This is a genomic window from Streptomyces sp. NBC_00996 (assembly GCF_045162675.1).
Lineage (GTDB): Bacteria > Actinomycetota > Actinomycetes > Streptomycetales > Streptomycetaceae > Streptomyces.
Genome location: NZ_CP108723.1, coordinates 5,065,823 through 5,087,414 on the forward strand (window position 1 = coordinate 5,065,823; position 21,592 = coordinate 5,087,414).

Sequence of the window (21,592 nt, forward strand, 5' to 3'; positions counted from 1 at the left end):
TGAGGGGTGGCCGGCCGCTGTCAGCAACGCTCGTGATCAATGCGCCTGGCCCACCCGCTCCGCCAAGAAGTCCTCCCACGTCCGCTTGCCGATCTCCGCGCCGTCGAGCGTCAGGTTGTCGCCCGCGCGGTAGGCGCGCCCCGCCTTGCCGGGGATGCGGACCGGCATCATCGGACGGCGCTTGCCGTGGGCCTTGAGGTAGCCGCGGGCCAGGTCGCCGAGGCCGTAGACCTTGGGGCCCGCGAGGTCGGGCACCAGGCCGGCCGGGCTGCCGAGGGCGAGTTCCGCGATGCGGGCCGCGACGTCGCGCGCGTCGACCGGCTGGAGGCGCAGGCCGCCCGGGACCGGGAAGACCGGCATCTTCGCCATCGTCCGCACCGTCTTCAGCGTCAGTTCGTGGAATTGGGCGGCCCGCAGCGTCGTCCACGGCACCCCCGATTCGGCGATGGCCCGCTCGGCGTCCAGCTTGGACCTGAGCCAGGCCAGCGGGACCCGGTCCGCCCCGATGACCGAGATGTACACAAGGTGCCGTACGCCGGCGGACCGGGCGGCCCGCACCAGGTTCCGCGTCGCGATGTCGTCGCCCTTGGGGCCGCCCGCGAGGTGCAGGACGGTGTCGACCCCGGCCGACGCGGCCTCGATGCCTTCGCCCTTGAGCAGGTCGACCGCCACGTACTCGACGCCGTCGGCGGCCCCGCGGGCGTGCCGGCTCAGCACCCGTACATCGCGGCCGGCCTCCCGCAGCAGCGGGACGACGAGGCTCCCGAGCGTGCCGGTGCCGCCGGTGACCAGGATGGTTGACGGGGTGGACGTCATGACTGCTCCCATGGTGGTGGGGACCGGACCTGCGAAATCCCTGTCCCCTCAGCGGGTTCTCGGTGTTCTACTTCTCTGACACCCGGCGAAGAAGGAATGTGACACGGTGGGCGAGAGCGCATGGCTGGCGGAGCGGTTCGAGGAGCACCGGACGCATCTGCGTGCGGTGGCCTACCGGATGCTCGGCTCGGTGAACGAAGCCGATGACGCGCTGCAGGAGGCCTGGCTGCGGGCCGGCCGCGCCGACACCGACGACGTCGAGAACCTCGCCGGGTGGCTGACCACGATCGTGGCGCGGGTGTGCCTGAACATGCTGCGCACCCGCGAGCGGCAGCGCGAGGAACCCCTCGACGCACGCCTCACCGACCCGGCCGTCAGCCCGGAGGACGGCGGCGACCCCGAAGAGGAAGCGGTCCTCGCCGACTCGGTCGGTGTCGCGCTGCTGGTGGTACTGGACACGCTCTCCCCGGCCGAGCGGCTCGCCTTCGTCCTGCACGACATGTTCACCGTGCCCTTCGACGAGATCGGCCCGATGCTCGATCGCTCCCCGGCCGCGGTACGGCAGCTCGCGAGCCGCGCCCGGCGCCGCGTCAAGGGCGCCTCGCCCCTGCCCGAGGCCGACCTCACCCGCCGGCGACGGGTCGTCGAAGCCTTCCTGGCCGCCACCCGCGGCGGAAACTTCGACGCGCTGGTCGCCCTCCTCCACCCGGACGTCGTCCTGCACGCCGACAGGTCCGTCATCCCCACCCCCGAACGGGTCGTCGTCAGCGGTGCGACCACCGTCGCCAAGGGGGCGATGGCCGCCACCGGCCGCGCCCGCTTCACCGGCCTCGCCCTCCTAGACGGAACCGTCGGCCTGGCCATGGCTCCCCTCGGCCGGCTCCGCCTGGTCCTCACCTTCACCCTCGCGGACGACGGCCGCATCACCGGGATCGACGTCATCGCCGACCCGGACCGCCTCGCTGAACTGGAAGTCGCCGCCCTGGATTCCTGAAAACATGCCCGAAATCGCTCGGGCAAGGAATATCGCATTGCATTGAGGCCGCACTTGGCATTAGCGTTGCGCCCATGACTGCCGGGTCGGCCTTGTGCCGTGAGCGAGTTGGTTGCCCGGCCTCCGAGTGAGGCCGGGGCGGGGTAGAGCCCCGCCCGCACTTTCCTCGTACGACATCTTCGTACGCCTTCTTCGTACGGCCTCCGCGTATGCCTTCCGCGTACTGCGCCCCCGTACGACTTCCCTGCGCGCACCCCCTGTTCGGGGCATCGCGCGCCCTCACGCACGCATACGTTCAGCACCGCGGCGCGCCCGTCGCACCCCATTCGCCCCGCGGCAATTCCCCCTGCCCGAAAAACAAGAAAGCAGCGAATTCCCAATCCTTTCAATGAGCAGGTCATCGAAGAATTCCGCGCCAACAACGGACGTGTCGGTGGTTATTTCGAGGGAGCGCGGCTGCTCCTGCTGACGACCACCGGGGCGCGCACGGGGACCCCGCACACGACCCCCGTCGCTTTCTACCCCGACGGCGGCGAGCGGGTGCTCGTCATCGCGTCGGCCGGTGGCGCGCCCCAGCATCCCGACTGGTTCCACAACCTCGTCGCGAACCCCCGGTCGACCGTCGAGGACGGACTCTTCACCTACGAGGCCCAGGCCGTCGTCCTCGAACGCGCCGAACGCGACGCCGTGTTCGCCCGCGTCATCGAGGCCGACCCGGGCTGGGCGGAGTACCAGGCGAAGACGGATCGCGTGATCCCGGTCGTCGCCCTCCACCCGATCCCGAAGGACGGCCCGCCGAAGATCAACGCCGGCTCCATGGCCGAGCACCTGTTGGTCGCCCACAACGCCTTCCGGCATGAACTCGCCCTGATCCGCACGGAGTTCACGGCTGCCGACGCCAGCGGCACCACCGTTGCCTCCCTCGGCGCCCAGCTCCGCGTCAACTGCCTCACCCTCTGCCAGGGCCTCCACAACCATCACACCGGCGAAGAGCTCGGCATCTTCCCGCTCCTCGCCGACCGCCATCCCGCACTCGCTCCGGCCCTGGACCGACTGCGCCAGGAGCACGAGCGGATCGCCGAGCTTCTCGAAGAGCTGCGCCGCGTCCTCGCCCAGGATCCGCAGGACACGGACCCCGGCCGCGTACTCTCCCAGGTGGAACGCCTCACCAGCGAGCTCGAAGCCCATCTGACATACGAGGAAGAACAGTTGATCCCCCTCCTGACACCCCAGGGGGCCTCACCGGGAGCGCCGCGGTGATCGCTCTCGTCACCGGCGCCAACCGAGGCATCGGCCGTGAGGTCGCCCGGCAGCCGGCCGCCGCGGGCCACACCGTGCTCGTGACCGCACGGCCGGCCGAGGCCGCCGCGGAGACGGCGCGAGATGTGGGCCCGAACGCACGCCCCCTCCGCCTGGACGTCACCTCCGAGGCCGACATCACCGCGGCCGCCCGGGACATCGACGCCCTCGACGTCCTGGTCAACAACGCGGCGATCACGTACGACACCTGGCAGCGCGCGACCACCGCCGACCTGGACGTCGTACGCGAGGCGGCCGAGACGAATCTGTACGCTCCCTGGCGACTGGTCAAGGCGCTGCGCAGGGATTGAGCGGGCGGCACCCCCACATCCAGACTCCCCAGCAGCCGATTGGCCAGTTCGACGACGGCGCCCGGCACCCGGAAACCGGTCGTCAGCGGTACCACCGCGGCGTCCGGCTTCCCCAGATGCCCGAGCACCTCGCCCCACTCCCGCGCAGCCCACGGAGTCGTGCCCTGCGCGAGATCACCGAGCACGGTCAGCGACCCGAACGACGCCCGTCGCGCGATCGCGCGGCACTCCATCGGCGACAGATCCTGCGCCTCGTCGACGACCAAGTGGCCGTACCCCTCTGGGTGTTCGATGAGCCCGGCGACCTCGTCGAGGAGGACGAGATCGGCGGCCGACCACCGTGCCGACTTCCACGACCGCGGCGGCTCGACCCACAGGATCGCTTTCTGCTCGTCCGCGTCCAGGAGCCCCTCGGCCGCCGCCGCCAGCACATCGGCGTCGGTGAGGAGTTGAGCGACGAGCTCCTCCGGCCGCACCCGGGGCCACACCGCGTCGACGTACGCACCGACCGGCCGGGCCCGGGAGATCATCTGCAGCCAGGCGTTCGTACACGGCACGGCGCGCCGTTCGGCCCGCTCCTGCATACGGCGCACGACCCGCGTCCGCACGCGCTCGCGCCCGACGGCGTACGGGGGCTCCTCGGCCCGTACGCCGTCCACGATGCGGCGGAGTTCGTCGACCGGGACGCGCCAGCGGTACGAGCCGTCCGGTACGACGAGGGCGTCGGCGGGGCTGCCGATGTTCCCGTACAGGGCCCGGCGCAACACCTCCGCCATACGGACGTCGTGCTTGACGACGGCGGCGCGCTCGTCGTCCTCCCCCGTCACCGGGTGCCGGGCGATCTCGTCCCCGACGGTCGACTGCCGCAGGCCCGTCTCGCCCAGCGCGGGCAGAACCTCCGAGATGTACGAGAGGAAGGTGCGGTTGGGGCCGAGGATCAGCAGACCGCCGCGCCGGATGCGCTGCGGGTGCGTGTAAGGGAGGTACGCGGCCCGGTGCAGGCCGACGGCCGTCTTGCCGGTGCCGGGGGCACCCTGCACACAGACCGAGGCCGCGAGATCACCTCGTACGAGCTCGTCCTGTTCGGGCTGGATGGTGGCGGCGATGTCACGCATGGGGCCGACTCGGGGCGCTCGATCTCGCTCGCGACGATGCGGCTGTCCGGCTCGTGACCTGTGCCGATGTACTCGTCCTCCAGGCCCGTGAGATCGGTCGAGTCGCCGCGGCTGCCGGGCGCCCAGCCGAACCGCCGGCGCACGGCGACGCCCTGCGGGTCGCGGGCGCTCGCCTGGTGGAAGGCGCGCGAGACGGGGGCGCGCCAGTCGACGACCAGGGGCGGGGCGGAGGGATGTTCGGTGATCCGCCACCGACAGGGCCGGCGCTTGACCTCAACCAAGCTCGAGGTCGAAGACTGCGCGGTAGTGAACCCGCTTCCGAGGAGTTACCGATGCGAGCAGCACAGGTGAAGGCGTTCGGCGGCCCTGAGGTCCTGGTGCCGGTGGAGATCGCGGACCCGGTTCCGGGACCGGGCGAGGTGGTGATCGATGTCGCCTACGCGGACACGATCTTCGTGGAGACGCAGGTGAGGTCGGGCTGGGGCCGGGACTTCTTCCGGGTGACGCCTCCGTACGTGCCCGGGGGCGGTGTGTCGGGAGTGGTCAGTGCGCTCGGGGCCGACGCCCCCGCCGAGTGGCTCGGCCGCCGGGTCACCGCCTTCGTGACCGGCAGCTACGCGGAACGGGCCGTCGCCCCGGCCTCGGCCCTGACCGCCGTGCCGGACTCCCTCGACCTGCTCCCGGCCGCGGCCCTGGTCCACGACGGTGTCACCGCCACGGCTCTGCTCGAACTGACCGCCGTCAGCGCCACCGACCGCGTCCTCGTCCTCGGCGCCTCCGGAGGCATGGGCACGCTGCTGATCCAACTGGCCCACGCGCGCGAGGCGCGGGTGGTCGGCGTGGCCCGGGGCGCCGCGAAGCTGGCACTGGTACGGGAACTCGGGGCGGACGCGGCGGTCGACGTCACGAACCCCGACTGGCCGCGGGCCGCCCGCCACGCACTCGGCGGCTCCACCGAAGCCGCGGACGTCGTCCTGGACGGCGTGGGCGGCGAACTCGGCGCCACCGCCTTCCCGCTGACGGCCGACGGAGGCCGCTTCTCGGCCCACGGCGCACCCACGGGCGGCTTCTCCCCCGTCGACCCGGCCGAAGCCACCCGCCGGGGCATCAAGCTCTTCGGCATCGAGGACGTCCAGTTCGGCTCCGCCGACCTGCGACGCTTCATGTCCGACGCGCTCAGCGCGGCCGCGGCGGGGCGCCTGCGGCCGGTGATCGGTGAGGTGTTTCCGCTGGAGCGGGCGGGGGATGCTCATGCGGCTGTTGAGGAGCGGGGTCTGGTGGGGAAGGTGGTACTGAAGGTGTGAGTCGGGCTCGGGCTCAGATGCCGGCGGACCGGCGCCAGGAGGGCGCCTCCGCGAGATTCCACAGGTCGTCGAAGTGCTTGGTCCACATGGCGACGGCCGCCTCGGCGGAAGGCGAACCCTCTCTGGACCAGACATTGAGATCGGTGCTGTAGCCCTTGGGATCGTAGAACTCCTGCTCCTGCAGCCGCATCCGGGTCGCGACGTTGTACAGCCCGTGCAGTACCTGTGCCCTGTTGAAGATGCAGATCTTGTCCCGTGGGATGCCGGGGTAGAAGCGGTACTCGCACTCGACGATGACCCGGCCGTTGTCAGTGAGCTGCGCCGCCAGGCCCGACAGCACGTCGTCTTAGTCCCTGCACCTCAGCTCCTGACGCTTGCGGAAGTCGGCGTCGTCCACGGGTTCGCCGTTACCGCCGATCCTGGAGGGGACGATCATCGGCTGGCCGAAGTCGGGCACGAGCATCCGCACTGAGACCCGCTTGGTCGGGCCCGGGTCGTCGAGCAACCCCTCCAGCCGGTGGTAGAGCTCGTTGTAGAGGGTCTCTCCGGTATAGCCGAGAAAGCTGATCTCGACCTTCCGGGACCGGAACGCCTCGCTGACGAAGCTGCCCAGATGGCGCGAGTTCACCAGGACACGGGTCGGCACCGTGACCGACAGAGCGAGGTCCTTCACCGCGTCGTACAGCACATAGCCAACCAGGCTCAACAACGCGCCCCCGAGGTACGCCTTGCCCTCCAGGGCGTCTCCCACCGGCTTGACGAACTGGGCGGTCAGGCCGGTGAGGAAGATCCCAACAAGGAGCACGCGCGTCACAACAGGTTCAAAGCGCGCCTGGTACCGCTTCAAACGCGCACCGACACCACCGTCGACCGGATCGCTCCCCGCCCCGGACATGCACCGCCCCCTTCACCGGGCAGCACCACCCAGCGAAGCCTCACCTGCCCGCTGAAAACCCGGCCCGTCGTGTGCTGCCATGGTCGCCGTGCGGCAGTGCGTAGGCAAGATACGGGTTCGCCGTCGAGCGAACGGGAAGGCCGAGTGAGGCCCTGGCGGCCTCCAAGGTCATCGCGTACGAGTCCACCGCCCTGCGCACATTGGGGGCGTCGAGGCTGGCACCCGTGACCAGGCGGTCGAGGTCGATATAGGCGGAACGGACGATCTCGATCCACCGGTAGGCGAGCCAGTCCTGCTTCCAGTTCTTGGTGTGCGTAGTTGGAAGCGCCTTTGCCCAGCGGCGGAACATACGAGCGCGGATCTCGGGCCGCGTCGGCGTGAGATGCATGTGCCGGACCAGGTCGTACAGAGGGTCGCCGACCATCGCCAGTTCCCAGTCGATGATGGTCAGCGCAAAGGAGTCGTCACGGCGTACGAGATTCCACGGGTTCAAATCGCCGTGCAGCAGGGTGGGCTCACGCAGGGTCACCCGATGCCGGGACAGGATCTCCCGCAGCCGGGACCCGTCGGGCAACCCCAGCACTCGGGCCAGCTGCTGCGACTCCTTGGGCAACCCCTCGACGAGCAGGCCCAGTTGATCGGTGAGCCAGTCGTAGAAGTCCCCGCCGCCGGACCAGTCCGGCGCTGTCGGATCCAGCTGACCGTAGTCGACCAGGGTGAGGGCGCAGAGCTGGTCCACCAGTTTGTCCGCTTCATGGGGCAGCAGACCGTTCACCGGGTGGTTGGGAGGCTGGACACCGTCCTTCGGGCCTTCATACGTGTGGATGGCAAACAGGTCCTTGGTGTGGCTCTCACCCAGCGCGAGCACCCTGGGCACCGTCACGTCGACCTTGGAATCCTCGATGGCCTTGAGGACGGCGTGCTCGCTCAGATAGCCACGTTCGCGACGGCAGACCGATGCCACCTTGCGCCGCACCACGACCGGAAACTCGATGCCGGGCACGCGCACGACCGAGTTGAGGTGGGCGGTGCCCTTGAACACCCGGTCGGCGGGCGCCGCCCCCTCGGCGATCAAGGCGTGGCGTACGGCCGAATGAGGAAATTCCGGGTGCTCCGCAAGCCGTTCGTCCGGCCTCCAGACAAGCGTGGTGACCGCCCTGCTGGCGCCGACGCGCCGATCGTGCCGAGACGCCTGCCAGCGGATGAGGACGCGCTCGACCTCGGCCTCGTCAGGAACGTGGGCGAGCCGAAGCGGTTCGGCCGCGGCTCTTATGGCGCGGCTCACCGAGGCCGTCGCCTGGTCCAGGCTCTTCTGGTCGAGCGAGTCCTCCAGGGATTTCGCCGCGCGCATCACATCCGGATAGACGGACTGGGCACGCTCGAACGCCACGTAGTGACGCAGATCCCCTACCAAGCCGTTCGCCGCCATGGGCCTGGTGTCCTGGATGGCCCCGGCCCACGCATCGATCACCTCGCTCCACTGGAAGTCCGGATACTGCATCCGGACCAGGTGCGTGGCGAGGTCGTGCAGTGGGTCTCCGTATGTCGCGAGCTCCCAGTCCACACAGATCAGGGGCGGTTCTCCACCGTAGGTGACGATCACGTTGTCCCGGTGGAGGTCCGCGTGCAGAAGGCTGTACGGACGACGGGCCATGGCCGGGACCCGCTCGGCCAACCGGGTCAGGGCATCCTCAGGAATCCCCAGCGCGGCGAACAAGCCGCCGAAGTTGGCCCAATTGGGCTGACGAATTTGACGGTCGGCAAGAAGGGCCAACGTCTGAAGAAAGGCCTGACCGTCCTTGTCATTGGGCGGCCAGCCGTCGGGTAGCGGAGGTAATGCCTCCCTGCGCACCTGCGACATCTGCGCGAGCAGTCCGGCCAGTGCCCTGATCAGCAGGCCGTCGACGGGCTTGCCATTGGGGCAGACTGTGGAGAGGGGAACGCCTTCCACGTAGCTGTGCACGGCCGAGCCGCGACGTCGGGCCAGACATTCCGGCACATGCGGGAGGACGTCCCCGATGGCGGCGAGGATCTCCGCCTCGTGTTTCCAGGTCCTGATGACCACCGGCAGAGCCTCTGGCCTGCGAATACGCACCGTCACGTTGGTGCCCGGCTCACGCCCCACGCGACGCGCCATCACCTCGGTCAGGGGCAACACGTAGTTCCGGTTGTGATGACCGCCGCTCATCACTCCAAGCTGTTTCGCCTGTCCCACGAACCCGTCGTAGGCGTCATCGGCGGCACATCGTTCCCACAAGGCGCGCTTGGGAACCGGAGGTGCTCCCACGGGCCACTCCTGTAACTGAGGTTGCGGCAAACCCTAGCGCCGCTGAAGGCCTCTGGCGTGTTGGGACGGTCTCGATGAGGTAAACGGACGCTAAGGCGCAAGGATGCGCACGGCAGTCCATTGCTGGATTGCCATCATGTCGCGAGCAGACTCCATACGGAGTTGAACCACGCCTGACTACTGGCGACGAAAACTGACCCGGTGGAGTCCGGGTCGTCGTCCTTGACGTAGTGCGTGAGAGTGGCGCCGAGGCCCAGCACGTCGACCGCGAGGGCCTCGCTGCCGTCCTCCAGCTCAATCAGGCGTTCGACCGGCTCATAGAGGGCCTGCAGCGCGTCGGTCCCGTTGAGGAGATACAGCTTGAACGTCGGGGTCAGCTCCACGTGGCGGATCTCCAGCTCGACGCTGGGCACCAGGTCCTCGAGTTCAAGGGCCCGCAGCACGCGTCGCACGGATGCCGTGTGCCTACGCGTCAGTTTGTGCAGACGGTCGCCCAATCGTGGGTCGTGCGGGTCGTCCTTGGTGCGCGGATAGGGCACGGCCAGATCCTCGGACGGAAGCAGCATGCGCATGACGATGCGTTGAGGGGCGATCTCCCCTGTGCGGATCCGCTCCTCCTGAACCCGGATGTGCGTGTCCAGGGACTCGGATGTCAGCGTATAGACGTCGAGGGCGACTTCCGGCTGCTCGAAGGCCCGGCTGATGATCGGCCCCAGGGTCACGGCCCAGCCAGGCTTCGCACCACTCGGCGCGCGGGCCGAAACACGCTGCGGTTTCACCACGCGGGAAACCCGGGACCCGCTGCCCTGGCGGGACATGATCCACCCGCCGTTGGCCAGCTCCCTCAAAGCCCGTTGCACGGTGTCGCGGGAGACCCCGAACTCCTCCGCGAGCTCGCGCTGGGGCGGCAGAAGGGCTCCCAGCGGATAGGTACCGTCGCCGATCCTGTCGAGCAGCACTCCGGCGACACGCAAAGACTCCTTGCCGCCGCCGTCGCCGATCCGCTGTCCGCTCACACCCCGACCGTACCTCTGCCACCCGACAAGCAAACCGATTCCAGTCAAGTGACCAGTCCAACCAGTCTGCTGGTTAAGGGATCAACCGGGCAGGGCAGACAACATTCAAGTCAACCAGTCCAATTGGACGGGGAGTTGATCGCTTCACTGGAAGTTGAATGGGTGGGTGGGAAACATGGCTCAGTGGGAAGTAGCTCTGGCGGTCACCGAGTTCATCCTGGCACTGGTGACGCAAGTGAAGTTCGGCCTCGCGTGTGCGTTCCTTCTGCCGCTGATCTTCATAGGCATACGTAAGGGCCACTCGTCCCTGGCGGCAGGGGCGGCGGTGGTCTTCATCATCCTGGTGTCTCAGGCCTGACCCCGGAGCTCCCGCAGGACCGGCTCCAGTGACCTGACGATCACGTCGGCCCCGGCCTTGCGCAGCAGCTTCTCCTTGTCCTCGTTACGCGCGTAGCCGAGGAACGGAACTCCGGCCCGCTGGGCGGCCTGGAGGTCCGAGGGAGCGTCGCCGATCATGACGGCCGACGACGGGGCGGCGCCCAGGGCGTTCAGGGCCCGGTTGAGACAGTGCGGGTCCGGCTTGAGGTGGTGCAGTTCCTGGGTGCGGCCATAGATGTTGGGCACGAAGCACTCGGCGAGGTCACGACTCGCCAGGTAACTGACCACGGTACGGGCCGAGTTGTTGGTGGCGATGGCCAGCCGGGCCCCGACGGCGCTCCAGGTCCTTATCAGGGGATCGGCGAACGCGGTGGGCATGGCGGAGGGCACCGCCTTGAGTTCCTGCTGGGTGAGCCGCGCCTCCAGCTCGGTCACCAGATCACTGTGCGGGTGACGCCGGTGGACGGCGTGCAGGACCACCATCGGGTCCGGGTGGAAACGTTCCTCCTCGGTCAACAGGCCTCGTAGCCCCTGCCGTTCGAGCCACTCCACCAGATCCTTCGCCACATCCTCCGCGGCATGCCCCGCGAACAACCGGCAGATCGGCCCGTCGAAGTCGAAGAGCACGAAGCGGGCTCGGGTGATCACTTCCCGTAGGTTCTCTGTCGCTGTCGCCACCGATTCAGTCTGCACCGCATCAGAAGTCACTAGGAGAGTGTCAGGTCCGTGGTGATGGTTTCCCAGAGGGCGTCGAACCACTTCTGGGATTCCTCCACAAACGCGGCGTCCCGCTGGCCGGCCCGCTTCTCGAAGGAGAAGAGGAGGGACGCCGAGCCGAGGGCGTCATACATCTCCAGAACTCCGCTGTCCACGGTCTCCTCCCGCTTGGTGATCATGTAGTACGCGATCAGCGCCTCCGACTCGTTGAGCAGGTACAGCTTCACCGGTGGGGTGAACGGCAGGGCGCGGAAGGTCACGCGGACGTCGATGCCGTGAGAGGAGCGCAGGGCCTGGAGGTTGTGGCGCAGGACGACCACCTGGGCGTTGCGCTGGTCCAGCCAGCGCTTGTGGACCGGATCGTCCCCTCCGTGTCCCTCCACCGGGACGGGGAACGCCAGGGTGATGTCCCGGGAGGGCAGCAGAATCCGAACGTCGATCGACTCCGGACGGATCCTGCCCTCGTGGATCAGGCGGACGGGCTCCCCGACGGCCACCATCAGGGTCTCCGCGGTCAGGCAGGCGGCGTCCACGCGGACATGCGGCACGGAGAACGCCTCGGTGAGGCGCGGCGCCAGCCCCACCATCGTCGGCTGGGGCTCGTCCCGCGCGGCGGGAACATCGGCGATCCTCGGCGGGCTGCCCTTGCTGACGTTGCTGAGGAGACCGTCGTCCTGCAGTGCTCGGAGGGCTTGACGGACCGTGCCGCGCTCGACGCCGAATTCGTCTGCCAACTCGGCCTGGGTGGGCAGGCGGTCGCCCGCCTTGAGGTCGCCGACGCGGATGCGCTCCCGCAGGATGTCGGCGATCTCCTGGGGCGAGGTCCTTCTGCTGCCGTTCACTGCCACGTTCTCCTGGGTCACGACCAAACGCTACAACTGTCACCCATCTATGGGGAGTTGCCTGAGAGTTGTTTATGACTGGTAGCCAAGTGGGGACAACTTAATCAGAGTTGGTTACCAACTTGGCCAAGTTGGCGGAAGTTTTGCCTCCCCTCCCGGCCGGCCTCCCACCGGTCTCCCCTGAAGCAGGACTTGAAAACAGGAGGAACCACCATGCCCGTCATAGCCCTCCTCTCCGCCGTCTTCGTCGTCGGCTTCGAGCAGCTCGTCCAATGGCAGTACGGTCCGATAGGCATCGCCGGACTGCTGCTGCTCAGTATCGGGATCAAGGCCAAGAGTCCTACGTGCAGCTCCATCGGGGCGGTCATGCTCGCCCTGATGGTCGCCGGACCCGCCCTGTGAGCTGGGCAGCCTCCCGCCCGAGACGCCTCTGTACAGTCCAGGAGGCCATCAGTTCGTGAACAGCAACTCCGAACTGATGGTCTCCCACAGCGCGTTGAACCACAGGTGGGACTGCTCCACGAACGTCGTGTCCCGCAGCCCGGCGCCCTGGGTGAAGAGGAAGAGCATGGACTGCGTGCCCTGGACGTCGTACATCTCCAGGTACACATCGTCGATCTCCTGCTCGCGCTTGGCGAGGGTGTAGTACGCGAAGAGGGCCTCGGCGCCGTTGAGCAGATACAGCTTCACGGGTGGCGTGAAGGGGAGCGCTCGGAAGCTGACGTTCACGTCGATGCCGTGCGTGGAGCGCAGAGTCAGCAGGTTGTGGCGCAGCACCTGGGCCTGGGCGTTGCGGTTGGCCAGCCAGTTGCGCTGGAGGCGGCCGTCCTCGGCAGAGTCGACGGGGGCCGGGAAGGCAAGGTCGATGTCACTGCTCGGCAGCAGCAGGCGAACGTCCACCCTGGCCGGTTTTATGCGCCCCGCGTGAATCTGACGGAGGGGCTCACCGATGGCAAGTGTCAGCGAGATGGATGTCAGACACAGCGCGTCTATCTCCACATGAGGGGCCGCGAAGGCGGCCGCTATCCGCGCGCCGAGCGCCACCGTGGTGGGCTGCGGCGGGGCTTCGGGACCGGTCGGAGACCTTTCCGGGGTGTCGGCGACGGTCGCGGGGCTCCCCTTGGACACGTTGACGAGCAGATGCTCCGACTGCAGGATGCGCAGCGCCTGGCGCACGGCGCCGCGCTCGACGCCGAACTCGTCCGCCAGCTTGGCCTGCGTGGGCATGCGCTGACCCGCCCGCAGCTGACCGGACCTGATCCGGCTGCGCAGCTCGTCGGCCACCTCGCGGTGTGACCTCTGTGGCCGTGGTGACCTGTTCCGCCCATTGACGGCGGCGTGTTCCGGGTCCACGACCAAACACTACAACTTCCCGCCATCTTTGGGCAGTTACCTGATAGGTGGTTATGAGTCGACCCAACGCGGAGATAAGTAACAGTGAGTTGGTCACCAACTTGCACAACATGGTCATACTTCCCGAGGGTTGGCCCCCAGAGTCGCACCTGTCAGCCAGGTGGATCGGGTGGACGGTCCTCAGCGGGGGTCCGCCTCCCCGTCCCGAAGGAGGGACCGTCATGCCGCTCATCGCCCTCGCCGTCGCCGCCCTCGCCATCGGATTCGAACAGCTCATCCAGTGGAAGTACGGGCCGATGGGCATCATCGCGTTCGTCGCGCTGTCCATCGGCCTCAAGGCCAAGAACTCCGTGATCAGCGGCATCGGAGCGGTGATCCTCGTGATGCTGCTCGCCCAGTCCGGCTGACCGGGCGCCATCGTCCGTCAGTCCGGCTGGCCGGGCTCCCTTCCGGAGGGGAGCCGGGAGCTCGGTCAGTCCGCACCACCGCACAGCACAGCCACAACTGAACGCACAGCCACAACTGAATGCACAGCCACAACTGAATAGCTCGCTACGGATAACGGACCAGGAGTCATCACCCGCACGGAAGGAGTACCGCCGGCCCAGATCAGAAACTGTCCGGGCACCACGGTCGCCCGGACGTGCGGAGCAGGGCGTCGGCAACGGAGGCGGCGCCCTCTCGTTCTTCCCGCACCCGCCCCAGCGCCGCGAGTCGCACCGCCGACTCGTCACCCAGCCACAATGCCGCCAAGTCGCCCACGTCCGGGCGACCGTGGTGCCCGGACGTGCGGAGCAGGGCGTCGGCAACGGAGGCGGCGCCCTCTCGTTCTTCCCGCACCCGCCCCAGCGCCGCGAGTCGCACCGCCGACTCGTCACCCAGCCACAATGCCGCCAAGTCGCCCACGTCCGGGCGACCGTGGTGCCCGGACGTGCGGAGCAGGGCGTCGGCAACGGAGGCGGCGCCCTCTCGTTCTTCCCGCACCCGCCCCAGCGCCGCGAGTCGCACCGCCGACTCGTCACCCAGCCACAATGCCGCCAAGTCGCCCACGTCCAGAATGAGTTCGGCCCTTTGCGTGGTCGCCGCGCAGTCCGCTCCGGCGGGCCCCGCGTCCAGCCGATAGCGCCCGGCGGACAGCCCGTCCCGGTCGGTGACCTCCAGCACCAGGGTCCCGGTCCCCGCGTACGTACGCGCCTCCAGAGTCCGTACGACATCCAGGATCCGCACCCACAGCCAGTCCGCCTGCGTGGTGATGCGGGCGGCGCGCGGGTCCGGCAGGAAGTGCGGCAGCAGGTCGTCCGGGGCCCGCCGGCCGGTCTTGACCCGGGTGGGTGATCCAGTCGATCGAGCAGAGGTGGTGCCACAGGGCGCGTTCGGCCTCCGGCGTCACCGCGATCAGCCAGTTCACCTCCGCCGTGTTCAGGGGCTGCTTGGCGTCGCCCCGGTTGTCGTCCGACTCGTACGAGACCAGGCCCTCGACCTCGCCGGCCGCCGAGCGGTACACGGCGTAGAGCGGCTCCGTCCACGGCACGCGGTCCAGGCGCAGCACGCCGGTGTTGATCTGCCACCAGCGGTCGGAGCGGCTGACGGCGCCGGGCCGACTGCGCCTGAACCGGTCGTGCACTTCGGGGCCGATCTTGCGGACGTCCTCCGCGTCCACGAGGTCTGTTCGACCGCCGCCGGGCGGGCCCGACCAGCGGGGGTCCAGGCCCGCGCGCGGTCTCCCTGCGCTCAGAACGCCGCCCGGACCTCCCCCACCTCTCGCCCTCCACCCAGCAGCGGCGACCGACCGATCCGCGACACCACCGGGCCGTCCACGCCCAGCAGGCCCAGCCCCCGCGCGAGGACAGGGCCGAGCGCCCGGCCTCCGCCGTCGTCGATCTTGAAGGCGAGGGCGCGGCCGTCCGGGAGGGCGATCGCCTGGACGGCCTCCGCGCCCATCTTGGACAGGGCACCCGGGATCTCGCGCATGAGCCAGGTGTCGGGGCGACGGGTGCCGGCGACGTACTCGGGGTGGGTGCGCATGGCGTCGGCGACGCGGCGTTCGGCGGAGCCGGGGGCGGCGAGGACGAAGGAGCGGAAGGCGCGGGCGAGGCCGGTGAGGGTGATGGCCATGAGGGGCGCCCCGCAGCCATCGGTGCCGACCGCGGCGACGGGCTCCCCGGCTGCCTCCTCGACCACGGAGTGGATCAGCTGCTGGAGGGGGTGTCCGGGGTCGAGGTACGAATCCGTCGGCCAGCCCCGCAGCGCGCACACCGCGAGCATCGCCGCGTGCTTGCCGGAGCAGTTCATGGTGACCCGGTCGCGGACGGAGCCCGCGGCGAGATACGTCTCGGCCTCGGCCGGGTCCAGCGGCAGATCCGGCGGGCACTGCAACTGCCCGGCCGACAGCCCGTGCTCGTCCAGCATCTTGTGGACGAGATCGCGGTGGAAGGTCTCCCCGGAGTGGCTCGCGGCGGCGAGGGCGAGACGCTCTCCAGCCAGGTCGAGGCCCGCGCGCAGCACACCCGCCGCCTGCATGGGCTTGTTCGACGAGCGCGGGAAGACCGGCGTCGTCACCTCGCCGAGCGCCAGCTCGACCGACCCGTCCGCGGCCAGCAGCACCAGGCTGCCGCGATGGCGTCCCTCGACGAAGCCGGAACGTACGACCTCGGCGAGGACAGGCGATATGGCGGGCACGGACATCAGGGGTGGCCTTCCGGGGTGGGGGACCCACCCCGGAAGGGGCCCGGGATCGCCGGCGCCGCCTCGTCACATGAGCAGGTCGTCTACTTGTGCTTCGCCTTCACGGTACCTGCGGGCGATCTCGGCGCTGCAATCGTCGGCCGTGCGCTGCAACTGCTGGCGCCGCCGGGAGACCTGCCGCTCGTACCGGACGAGCCGGCCCATCCCGGCGCCCAACTCCTCGTCCGTGCGGGCTTCCAGGTCGGACAGCTCCACCTCCGCGAGCATGTCCGCGGCCAGCGCCCGGTACTCCTCGCCGTGCGGTGTGCCCACTGTCACATGGCGGGCCGACGAGCGGTGCCGGGCAGGCGCGTCCGTCAGGATCTCCGAGAGCCGTTCCACGACCGACGGCTGTCCGGGGCCGACGACCGACAGCTGCCCCGATGCCGGGAACGGCGCCCGTCGCTCGCCGCGGCGCGCCAGCTCCGCCCGCAGGATGTCGATACGTCCCTGCAGCAGCCGCCGCACGTAGCTGAGGTCGGCCTCGTCGCGCTGGGCGTCCCGGCGCAGTGTTCGCAGCTCGGGCAGCCGGAGCACCGCGAGGTCGCGCGGGGGCGGGTCGGCCGACAGCGGGCTGTCGGTGCGCTGCGCCGGCGGCCGGGCCGTCATCCCGCCCGTCCGATCCGCCCGTGGGCTCGTACGGGTCAATGACACGGTTCCGGGCGGCTGCCCGCTACTCGGTGTGCTCATGTGCCTCTACCGTCCCCTCGACCGGCGCGGTCCACCCCACGGTTGCACCGCAACACACCGCATCGTGCCACCCCAAGTGGCCGCTATGTGACCGAGTGCCCCCGATCAGCCCCAGATGGGGGGTTAGTGACCCCGGAAATCACGCGAAGGGCCCGCACGGCGCCCCGTCGGCGCCACACGGCATGATGGTCCGCATGCGTGCGGTGGTGCAGAGAGTGGACGGCGCGAGCGTCGTCGTGGAAGGCGAGACGGTCGGCGAGATCAGCGGTGAGGGGTTGTGCGTGCTGGTCGGGGTCACGCACGAGGACACCAAGGAGAAGGCGGGCCAACTCGCCCGCAAACTCTGGTCCCTTCGCATGCTCGCGGACGAGAAATCCTGCTCCGACATCGACGCGCCGCTGCTCGTGATCAGCCAGTTCACCCTGTACGGCGACGCCCGTAAGGGGCGTCGCCCCACCTGGAACGCCGCCGCCCCGGGCGATGTGGCCGAGCCTCTCGTCGACGAGGTCGTCGCCCAACTGCGCGCGCTGGGTGCGACGGTGGCGACAGGGCGCTTCGGGGCGCAGATGCGGGTGTCCCTGACGAACGACGGGCCCTTCACGGTGCTGCTGGAGATGTGAGCCAGGACGGCCGCAGCCGGGACGACTGCCCGCAGCCGGGACGGCCGGCTACGGCTCGACCACGACCTCCTGTGCCGCCGCCGTCGTGTCGGCCACCAGCGCCGCATCGACCGGCACGTTTCGCTTCACCAGTGCCAGGGCGATCGGACCCAGCTCGTGGTGGCGCACGGAGGTGGTGATGAAGCCGATCTTCCGGCCGTCGGGGCCTTCGTCCGCGAGGCGGAGTTCGGTGCCGTGCGGCGGCAGGTGGACCTCGCTGCCGTCGAGGTGGAGGAAGACGAGGCGGCGCGGGGGCTTACCCAGGTTCTGGACGCGGGCGACGGTCTCCTGGCCGCGGTAGCAGCCCTTCTGGAGGTGCACCGCGCTGCCGATCCAGCCCAGCTCGTGCGGGATGGTGCGGTGGTCGGTCTCGAAGCCGAGGCGCGGGCGGTGGTGCTCGACGCGCAGGGCCTCGTAGGCCAGCAGTCCGGCCGCGGGGCCGTTCTTCCGCGCGTACGACTCCAGGTCCGTACGCGGGAGGAAGAGGTCACGCCCGTACGGCGTCTCGCGTACGACGACGCCCTCCGGCACCCCGGCGATGGAACCGGCCGGGAGGTGCACGAGCGCGAAGTCGGCCGTCCGGTCGGCGACTTCGACCCGGTAGAAGAACTTCATCGACTCCAGGTAGGCGATCAGTGCCTCCTGGGTGCCGGGTTCCACGTGCATCCACACGGTCTCGCCGTCGTCCACGAGATACAGCGCATGCTCGATGTGGCCGTGCGCGGAGAGGATCAGTGCCTCGGTGGCGCGGCCGGCCGGGAGGTCCGAGACGTGCTGGGTGAGCAGCAGATGCAGCCAGCTGAGCCGGTCCTCACCGGTGACGGTGACGACACCGCGGTGGGAGAGGTCCACGAAGCCGGTGCCGTCGGCGAGGGCACGCTGTTCACGGAACAGATCGCCGTAGTGGGCGGCGACGGCTTCGTCCACGCCCTCGGCGGGAACGGCGCCGGACAGGGACAGCAGGGGGCTCTTCATATCCACACAGCCTACGACCCAGTCGCTGCCGATTTTATTTCTTGCCGAGCCCGGCTTCCTGGCCCGACACCCCATCTCGGCCGCGCCGTCCCTGCTTCGCGGCCGCGCAGCCCTTACTTCTTGGCCGCGCAGTCCTTGCAGCGGCCGAAGATCGCGAAGTGCTTCATGTCCGTCTCGAAGCCGAAGGTCTCACGGAGCTTCGCCGTGAACTCGGCGGCGACCGAGACATCGGCCTCGATGACGTTCGTGCAGTCGCGGCACACCAGGTGGATGTGGTGGTGCCGGTCGGCCAGGTGGTACGTCGGCGCGCCGTGCCCCAGGTGGGCGTGCGAGACCAGGCCGAGCTCCTCCAGGAGCTCCAGGGTCCGGTAGACCGTGGAAATGTTGACCCCCGACGCCGTCTTCCTCACCTCGATGAGGATGTCGTCGGGGGTCGCGTGCTCCAGGGTGTCCACGGCTTCGAGGACAAGCTGGCGCTGCGGCGTCAGCCGGTAGCCGCGCTGCCTCAGGTCGCTCTTCCAGTCGGTGCTCACCACACCTGGAAGTCTAGGACCATTCCGGGTGTTGCCGACCTGATGAACTGCTCGAAGCCCTGGAAGACCTACTTGAAGAACGCGATGCCGTCGTCCGGCATGTCGTCGGGGAGGGCCTTGGCCCAGCGCTCGACGTCCTCCGGGGTGACGACCTTCTTCAGCTGCGCCGACATGTAGGGGCGCAACTCGACCTCGGGGGTCTGCTTCTCGCCGACCCACATGAGGTCGCTGTTCACATACCCGTACAGCCGCTTGCCGCCGCTGTACGGACCCGAGGCCGCGGTGCGCGCGACCGCGTCCGTGACCAGGTCGATCTGCGGCTTCTTGTCGGCCAGCTCGCCGTACCAGACCTCGACGACACCGTCGTCGCGGGTCATGACGACCTCGGCCTTGCGGTTGTCGTCGATGCGCCAGAAGCCGGACTCGGTCTCCAGCGGCCTGACCTTGTTCCCGTCCGCGTCCAGCACCCAGGTGTGCGAGTGGTACTCCAGGAAGTCCCGCCCGTCGTGGGTGAAGGTGACTTCCTGCCCGAAGTTGCACTTCTCGGAGCCGGGGAAGTCGTGGACGCCCGCCCCGGCCCAGTTGCCGAGCAGGAAGGCGAGGGGAACCAGGTCCTTGTGGAGGTCGGACGGGATCTCGATCATGAGCTCGGAAATTCCTTGATGGGGGTCAGCGCTGGCCCTGGTACAGCTTCTTCACGGTCAGCCCGGCGAAGGCGAGCACGCCGACGCAGACCAGGACCAGCAGGGTTTCGAAGAAGATCTCCACGGGTGCTCCTCGGATGAGCGGGGGTTGCGGTGTACACAAGAGCCGGACCCCACTCTAGTCGGGTGGGGCCCGGCCCTCTCTTTCAGGTGCACCCTGGCGGGCTCAGCCGAGCAGCTCGCTCTGCAGGATCACCGTCTGCTGGAACGGGACCGCCTGTGCGGTGCCCTTCCGTGACTGGACGATCACGGCGATGGTGTCCCCCGCCGAGAGGTACGACTGCCGGACCTGCTCGGCGCCGTACGGCTTGCTCTCCACGTACGCGAGACGCGTGATGTCGTCCACCGCGGCGCGTTCCGGGAACTTCTCGTCCCGCTCGGTCAGCGCCGCGCCGCGCACCGCGTACTGCGGGGAGTCGTAGTTCGCCAGGTCGCTGCTGACCAGATCGTCCGCGACGGCCGCGGTGTCGAACTGCAGCAGGTAGATCCGCGTGTGCGTACCGTCCTCGGTGGTCCAGCCGCGTGCGGCGATGTGCCGCAGACCGGAGTCGGTCAGCAGCTGCCCGACAGTCTCCCGGTCGGCCTTCTCGGCGTACTCCGCCAGGAAGGTCTTGCTCGCCAGCCAGCCGTCCTCGCCGCGCAGCGCCGCGTCGGCCTTCGCCCCCCTGGGGGCGGGGAGTACCAGCTTGCGCAGGTCGGCGTAGTGGGCGCCGGCCTTGTTCGACTCGGCCATCGGACCCGGGCTGCCCGAGGGCAGCGGCGGCATGGTGATCGTCGGGTAGTCCCAGCGCCCGTCCGACTCCGTCGCCAGACCCGGTACGTCGGTGCGTTCCATCCGCGTGATGCCGTACGCGGCCGACGTGCCGACCGCGCCGAAGACCACGACGGCAGCCGTCCAGCGCAGCACGGCACGCAGGACGCGACGGTCCTTCTTGACGCGCGGAGTCGGCTCGGCGACCAGGACGGGCGGGGCCGCCTCGGGCATCGGTGGCACCGGAGGCAGCACGGCCTGCGGCTCCATCGGTGTCGTCTGCTCGGTCATACCGCCTCCCCCGGCTCGACGATGCGGTCGAGCTGCTCGCGCAGGAGCGCCGCGACCCCCTTGGTGTTCAACGGCTTGGCCGCCTCCGCGGTGACGCTGACCAGCACGTTCCCCTCGTAGGCGGAGCAGATCATCATGTCGAGCTTCTCCTCCTTGTCCTTGGGCGGAAGGAAGCACTTGGCGTTCTTGTGGCCCTCGATCTTCGGCCCGCTGCGGAAGATCGAGAGAGCGTCGAAGAACTCGTTCTGGAAGGTCGACATGTTCCGGACCGCCGTCTTGTCCTCCATCTGCATCAGCTCGACGCTCACGGTGAAGGCCCTCTCGGCGTAGAGCGTGGAGTCGCTCGCGTTCGACGTGCTCAGGTAACTGCGCATCACCATGCCCTTGGTGTGCTGCTTGTCGATCTCCCTCTCCAGCCGCCGCCGCTGGGAGCGGGGCAGATCGCTGATCGACTCCTTGCGCAGGGCGGCGGCCTCGCCCCCGCTGAGCGCGGCGTCGGAGCCGAACTCGGCGATGTCCGGGCCCCTGCTCCAGCCGTCGGCCTCGTACGGCACGAGCATGGCGGCGAGTCCCGAGGCCGCCTTCGCCTTCTTGGCGTCCTCCTTCGCGGCCTTGGGAAGCTTCCAGACGGGCGCGCCCGCGTCCCGGTCGGCGTCCTGGACGGTCACGACGGTATAGCCGGCGCCACCGATGACGGCACCGACGAGCAGGACGGAACCGGCGATGGCGGCGATACGGCCGCGCCGAACGGGCTTCTTCGGAGCGGCCTCGGACACGGGCTCCCGAACGGAATCCACGGAACCCACGGGCTCCACAGCCTGCGTGGCCTGCACGGGTTCCACGGGTTCCACAGCCTGCGCGGGCTCCGTCGGCCTTACAGGCTCCACAGCCTGCGCGGGCTCCGTCGGCCTTACAGGCTCCACAGCCTGCGCGGGCTC

At 69.2% G+C, this 21,592-nt stretch carries 23 protein-coding genes and 3 pseudogenes; 8 read left to right on the plus strand and 18 right to left on the minus strand.

The window, feature by feature from the left end:
• Positions 1-36: 36 nt before the first annotated feature.
• On the minus strand, positions 37-816 hold the full coding sequence (locus tag OG390_RS23815; protein ID WP_406170871.1) for an SDR family oxidoreductase: 780 nt from the start codon (positions 814-816) through the stop codon (positions 37-39).
• 106 nt (positions 817-922) lie between these two features.
• On the opposite strand from OG390_RS23815, the gene OG390_RS23820 reads away from it, so the two are divergent.
• The 3 genes from OG390_RS23820 to OG390_RS23830 all read left to right on the plus strand — a co-directional run bounded on the left by OG390_RS23820 (position 923) and on the right by OG390_RS23830 (position 3,420).
• Positions 923-1,810: a sigma-70 family RNA polymerase sigma factor gene (locus OG390_RS23820; protein ID WP_406170873.1), complete on the plus strand. Its 888-nt coding sequence runs from the start codon at positions 923-925 to the stop codon at positions 1,808-1,810.
• 372 nt (positions 1,811-2,182) lie between these two features.
• Positions 2,183-3,070 (plus strand): nitroreductase/quinone reductase family protein, encoded by an 888-nt coding sequence (locus OG390_RS23825; RefSeq protein WP_406177821.1) that lies wholly within the window; start codon positions 2,183-2,185, stop codon positions 3,068-3,070.
• Positions 3,067-3,420, plus strand: coding sequence for an SDR family NAD(P)-dependent oxidoreductase (locus tag OG390_RS23830; protein ID WP_406177823.1), 354 nt, complete (start codon positions 3,067-3,069; stop codon positions 3,418-3,420). The genes OG390_RS23825 and OG390_RS23830 overlap by 4 nt, the downstream gene beginning before the upstream one ends.
• Here OG390_RS23830 and OG390_RS23835 read toward each other — a convergent pair.
• Positions 3,405-4,816, minus strand: a pseudogene (locus OG390_RS23835) (HelD family protein); the annotation flags it as partial. The gene OG390_RS23830 and the pseudogene OG390_RS23835 overlap by 16 nt on opposite strands.
• 51 nt (positions 4,817-4,867) lie before the next feature.
• On the opposite strand from OG390_RS23835, the gene OG390_RS23840 reads away from it, so the two are divergent.
• Positions 4,868-5,839 carry a zinc-binding dehydrogenase gene (locus OG390_RS23840; protein ID WP_406170875.1) on the plus strand — a complete coding sequence of 324 codons (972 nt, stop codon included), beginning with the start codon at positions 4,868-4,870 and terminating at the stop codon, positions 5,837-5,839.
• Between the two features lie 13 nt (positions 5,840-5,852).
• On the opposite strand, the gene OG390_RS23845 is transcribed toward OG390_RS23840, so the two are convergent.
• The 4 genes from OG390_RS23845 to OG390_RS23860 form a co-directional block, all read right to left on the minus strand.
• A complete protein-coding gene (locus tag OG390_RS23845) occupies positions 5,853-6,179 on the minus strand; it encodes a hypothetical protein (protein ID WP_406170877.1) in 327 nt (108 codons plus the stop codon).
• A gap of 6 nt (positions 6,180-6,185) precedes the next feature.
• Positions 6,186-6,644, minus strand: coding sequence for a hypothetical protein (locus tag OG390_RS23850; RefSeq protein WP_406170878.1), 459 nt, complete (start codon positions 6,642-6,644; stop codon positions 6,186-6,188).
• A 130-nt stretch (positions 6,645-6,774) separates the two neighbouring features.
• A complete protein-coding gene (locus tag OG390_RS23855) occupies positions 6,775-9,021 on the minus strand; it encodes a phosphotransferase (protein ID WP_406170880.1) in 2,247 nt (748 codons plus the stop codon).
• A 134-nt stretch (positions 9,022-9,155) separates the two neighbouring features.
• Entirely contained in the window at positions 9,156-10,037 is an 882-nt protein-coding gene (locus OG390_RS23860; protein ID WP_406170881.1) for a GntR family transcriptional regulator, read from the minus strand.
• Positions 10,038-10,212: 175 nt separating this feature from the next.
• Between OG390_RS23860 and OG390_RS23865 the strand changes: the two genes are divergently transcribed.
• Complete coding sequence (locus OG390_RS23865) at positions 10,213-10,395, plus strand: hypothetical protein (RefSeq protein ID WP_406170883.1); 183 nt, start codon at positions 10,213-10,215, stop codon at positions 10,393-10,395.
• On the opposite strand, the gene OG390_RS23870 is transcribed toward OG390_RS23865, so the two are convergent.
• Together OG390_RS23870 and OG390_RS23875 are read right to left on the minus strand one after the other, a co-directional pair.
• Complete coding sequence (locus OG390_RS23870; protein ID WP_406170885.1) at positions 10,386-11,123, minus strand: HAD family hydrolase; 738 nt, start codon at positions 11,121-11,123, stop codon at positions 10,386-10,388. The genes OG390_RS23865 and OG390_RS23870 overlap by 10 nt on opposite strands.
• Complete coding sequence (locus OG390_RS23875; RefSeq protein ID WP_406170887.1) at positions 11,123-12,001, minus strand: GntR family transcriptional regulator; 879 nt, start codon at positions 11,999-12,001, stop codon at positions 11,123-11,125. The genes OG390_RS23870 and OG390_RS23875 overlap by 1 nt, the downstream gene beginning before the upstream one ends.
• A 186-nt stretch (positions 12,002-12,187) precedes the next feature.
• Here OG390_RS23875 and OG390_RS23880 point away from each other — a divergent pair, with 186 nt between their 5' ends.
• Entirely contained in the window at positions 12,188-12,376 is a 189-nt protein-coding gene (locus tag OG390_RS23880; protein WP_406170889.1) for a hypothetical protein, read from the plus strand.
• A 48-nt stretch (positions 12,377-12,424) separates the two neighbouring features.
• Here the strand turns inward: OG390_RS23880 and OG390_RS23885 are convergent, their stop codons facing one another.
• Positions 12,425-13,333, minus strand: coding sequence for a FadR/GntR family transcriptional regulator (locus OG390_RS23885; protein WP_406170891.1), 909 nt, complete (start codon positions 13,331-13,333; stop codon positions 12,425-12,427).
• Between the two features lie 215 nt (positions 13,334-13,548).
• On the opposite strand from OG390_RS23885, the gene OG390_RS23890 reads away from it, so the two are divergent.
• Positions 13,549-13,734, plus strand: coding sequence for a hypothetical protein (locus OG390_RS23890; protein WP_369247526.1), 186 nt, complete (start codon positions 13,549-13,551; stop codon positions 13,732-13,734).
• Between the two features lie 202 nt (positions 13,735-13,936).
• On the opposite strand, the pseudogene OG390_RS23895 reads toward OG390_RS23890, so the two are convergent.
• The 4 genes and pseudogenes from OG390_RS23895 to OG390_RS23910 form a co-directional block, all read right to left on the minus strand.
• Positions 13,937-14,092, minus strand: a pseudogene (locus OG390_RS23895) (sterol carrier protein domain-containing protein); the annotation flags it as partial.
• 138 nt (positions 14,093-14,230) lie between these two features.
• A pseudogene (locus tag OG390_RS23900) lies at positions 14,231-15,047 on the minus strand (sterol carrier protein domain-containing protein); the annotation flags it as partial.
• An 11-nt stretch (positions 15,048-15,058) separates the two neighbouring features.
• Positions 15,059-16,012, minus strand: coding sequence for an asparaginase (locus OG390_RS23905; RefSeq protein ID WP_406170893.1), 954 nt, complete (start codon positions 16,010-16,012; stop codon positions 15,059-15,061).
• Positions 16,013-16,078: 66 nt separating this feature from the next.
• A complete protein-coding gene (locus tag OG390_RS23910) occupies positions 16,079-16,741 on the minus strand; it encodes an AmfC protein (protein ID WP_406170895.1) in 663 nt (220 codons plus the stop codon).
• A gap of 194 nt (positions 16,742-16,935) precedes the next feature.
• On the opposite strand from OG390_RS23910, the gene dtd reads away from it, so the two are divergent.
• On the plus strand, positions 16,936-17,361 hold the full coding sequence (dtd, locus tag OG390_RS23915; protein ID WP_406170897.1) for a D-aminoacyl-tRNA deacylase: 426 nt from the start codon (positions 16,936-16,938) through the stop codon (positions 17,359-17,361).
• Positions 17,362-17,409: 48 nt separating this feature from the next.
• Here dtd and OG390_RS23920 read toward each other — a convergent pair whose 3' ends face one another.
• From OG390_RS23920 to OG390_RS23940, 5 genes are all read right to left on the minus strand, one after another.
• Positions 17,410-18,375 carry a YgfZ/GcvT domain-containing protein gene (locus tag OG390_RS23920; RefSeq protein WP_406170899.1) on the minus strand — a complete coding sequence of 322 codons (966 nt, stop codon included), beginning with the start codon at positions 18,373-18,375 and terminating at the stop codon, positions 17,410-17,412.
• Positions 18,376-18,488: 113 nt separating this feature from the next.
• Positions 18,489-18,911: a Fur family transcriptional regulator gene (locus OG390_RS23925; RefSeq protein WP_369247531.1), complete on the minus strand. Its 423-nt coding sequence runs from the start codon at positions 18,909-18,911 to the stop codon at positions 18,489-18,491.
• A gap of 65 nt (positions 18,912-18,976) precedes the next feature.
• Entirely contained in the window at positions 18,977-19,552 is a 576-nt protein-coding gene (locus tag OG390_RS23930; RefSeq protein ID WP_406170901.1) for an FABP family protein, read from the minus strand.
• Between the two features lie 226 nt (positions 19,553-19,778).
• Positions 19,779-20,654, minus strand: coding sequence for a hypothetical protein (locus OG390_RS23935; RefSeq protein ID WP_406170903.1), 876 nt, complete (start codon positions 20,652-20,654; stop codon positions 19,779-19,781).
• Complete coding sequence (locus OG390_RS23940; protein ID WP_406170905.1) at positions 20,651-21,430, minus strand: hypothetical protein; 780 nt, start codon at positions 21,428-21,430, stop codon at positions 20,651-20,653. The genes OG390_RS23935 and OG390_RS23940 overlap by 4 nt, the downstream gene beginning before the upstream one ends.
• Positions 21,431-21,592 lie beyond the last annotated feature (162 nt).

Bases quoted from the DNA above. Each gene is read 5' to 3' on its own strand.
- OG390_RS23815 (WP_406170871.1), bottom strand. From the start codon at position 816: ATGACGTCCACCCCGTCAACCATCCTGGTCACCGGCGGCACCGGCACG.
- OG390_RS23840 (WP_406170875.1), top strand. From the start codon at position 4,868: ATGCGAGCAGCACAGGTGAAGGCGTTCGGCGGCCCTGAGGTCCTGGTG.
- OG390_RS23865 (WP_406170883.1), top strand. From the start codon at position 10,213: ATGGCTCAGTGGGAAGTAGCTCTGGCGGTCACCGAGTTCATCCTGGCA.
- OG390_RS23880 (WP_406170889.1), top strand. From the start codon at position 12,188: ATGCCCGTCATAGCCCTCCTCTCCGCCGTCTTCGTCGTCGGCTTCGAG.
- OG390_RS23890 (WP_369247526.1), top strand. From the start codon at position 13,549: ATGCCGCTCATCGCCCTCGCCGTCGCCGCCCTCGCCATCGGATTCGAA.
- OG390_RS23905 (WP_406170893.1), bottom strand. From the start codon at position 16,012: ATGTCCGTGCCCGCCATATCGCCTGTCCTCGCCGAGGTCGTACGTTCC.
- OG390_RS23910 (WP_406170895.1), bottom strand. From the start codon at position 16,741: ATGAGCACACCGAGTAGCGGGCAGCCGCCCGGAACCGTGTCATTGACC.
- dtd (WP_406170897.1), top strand. From the start codon at position 16,936: ATGCGTGCGGTGGTGCAGAGAGTGGACGGCGCGAGCGTCGTCGTGGAA.
- OG390_RS23920 (WP_406170899.1), bottom strand. From the start codon at position 18,375: ATGAAGAGCCCCCTGCTGTCCCTGTCCGGCGCCGTTCCCGCCGAGGGC.
- OG390_RS23930 (WP_406170901.1), bottom strand. From the start codon at position 19,552: ATGATCGAGATCCCGTCCGACCTCCACAAGGACCTGGTTCCCCTCGCC.
- OG390_RS23935 (WP_406170903.1), bottom strand. From the start codon at position 20,654: ATGACCGAGCAGACGACACCGATGGAGCCGCAGGCCGTGCTGCCTCCG.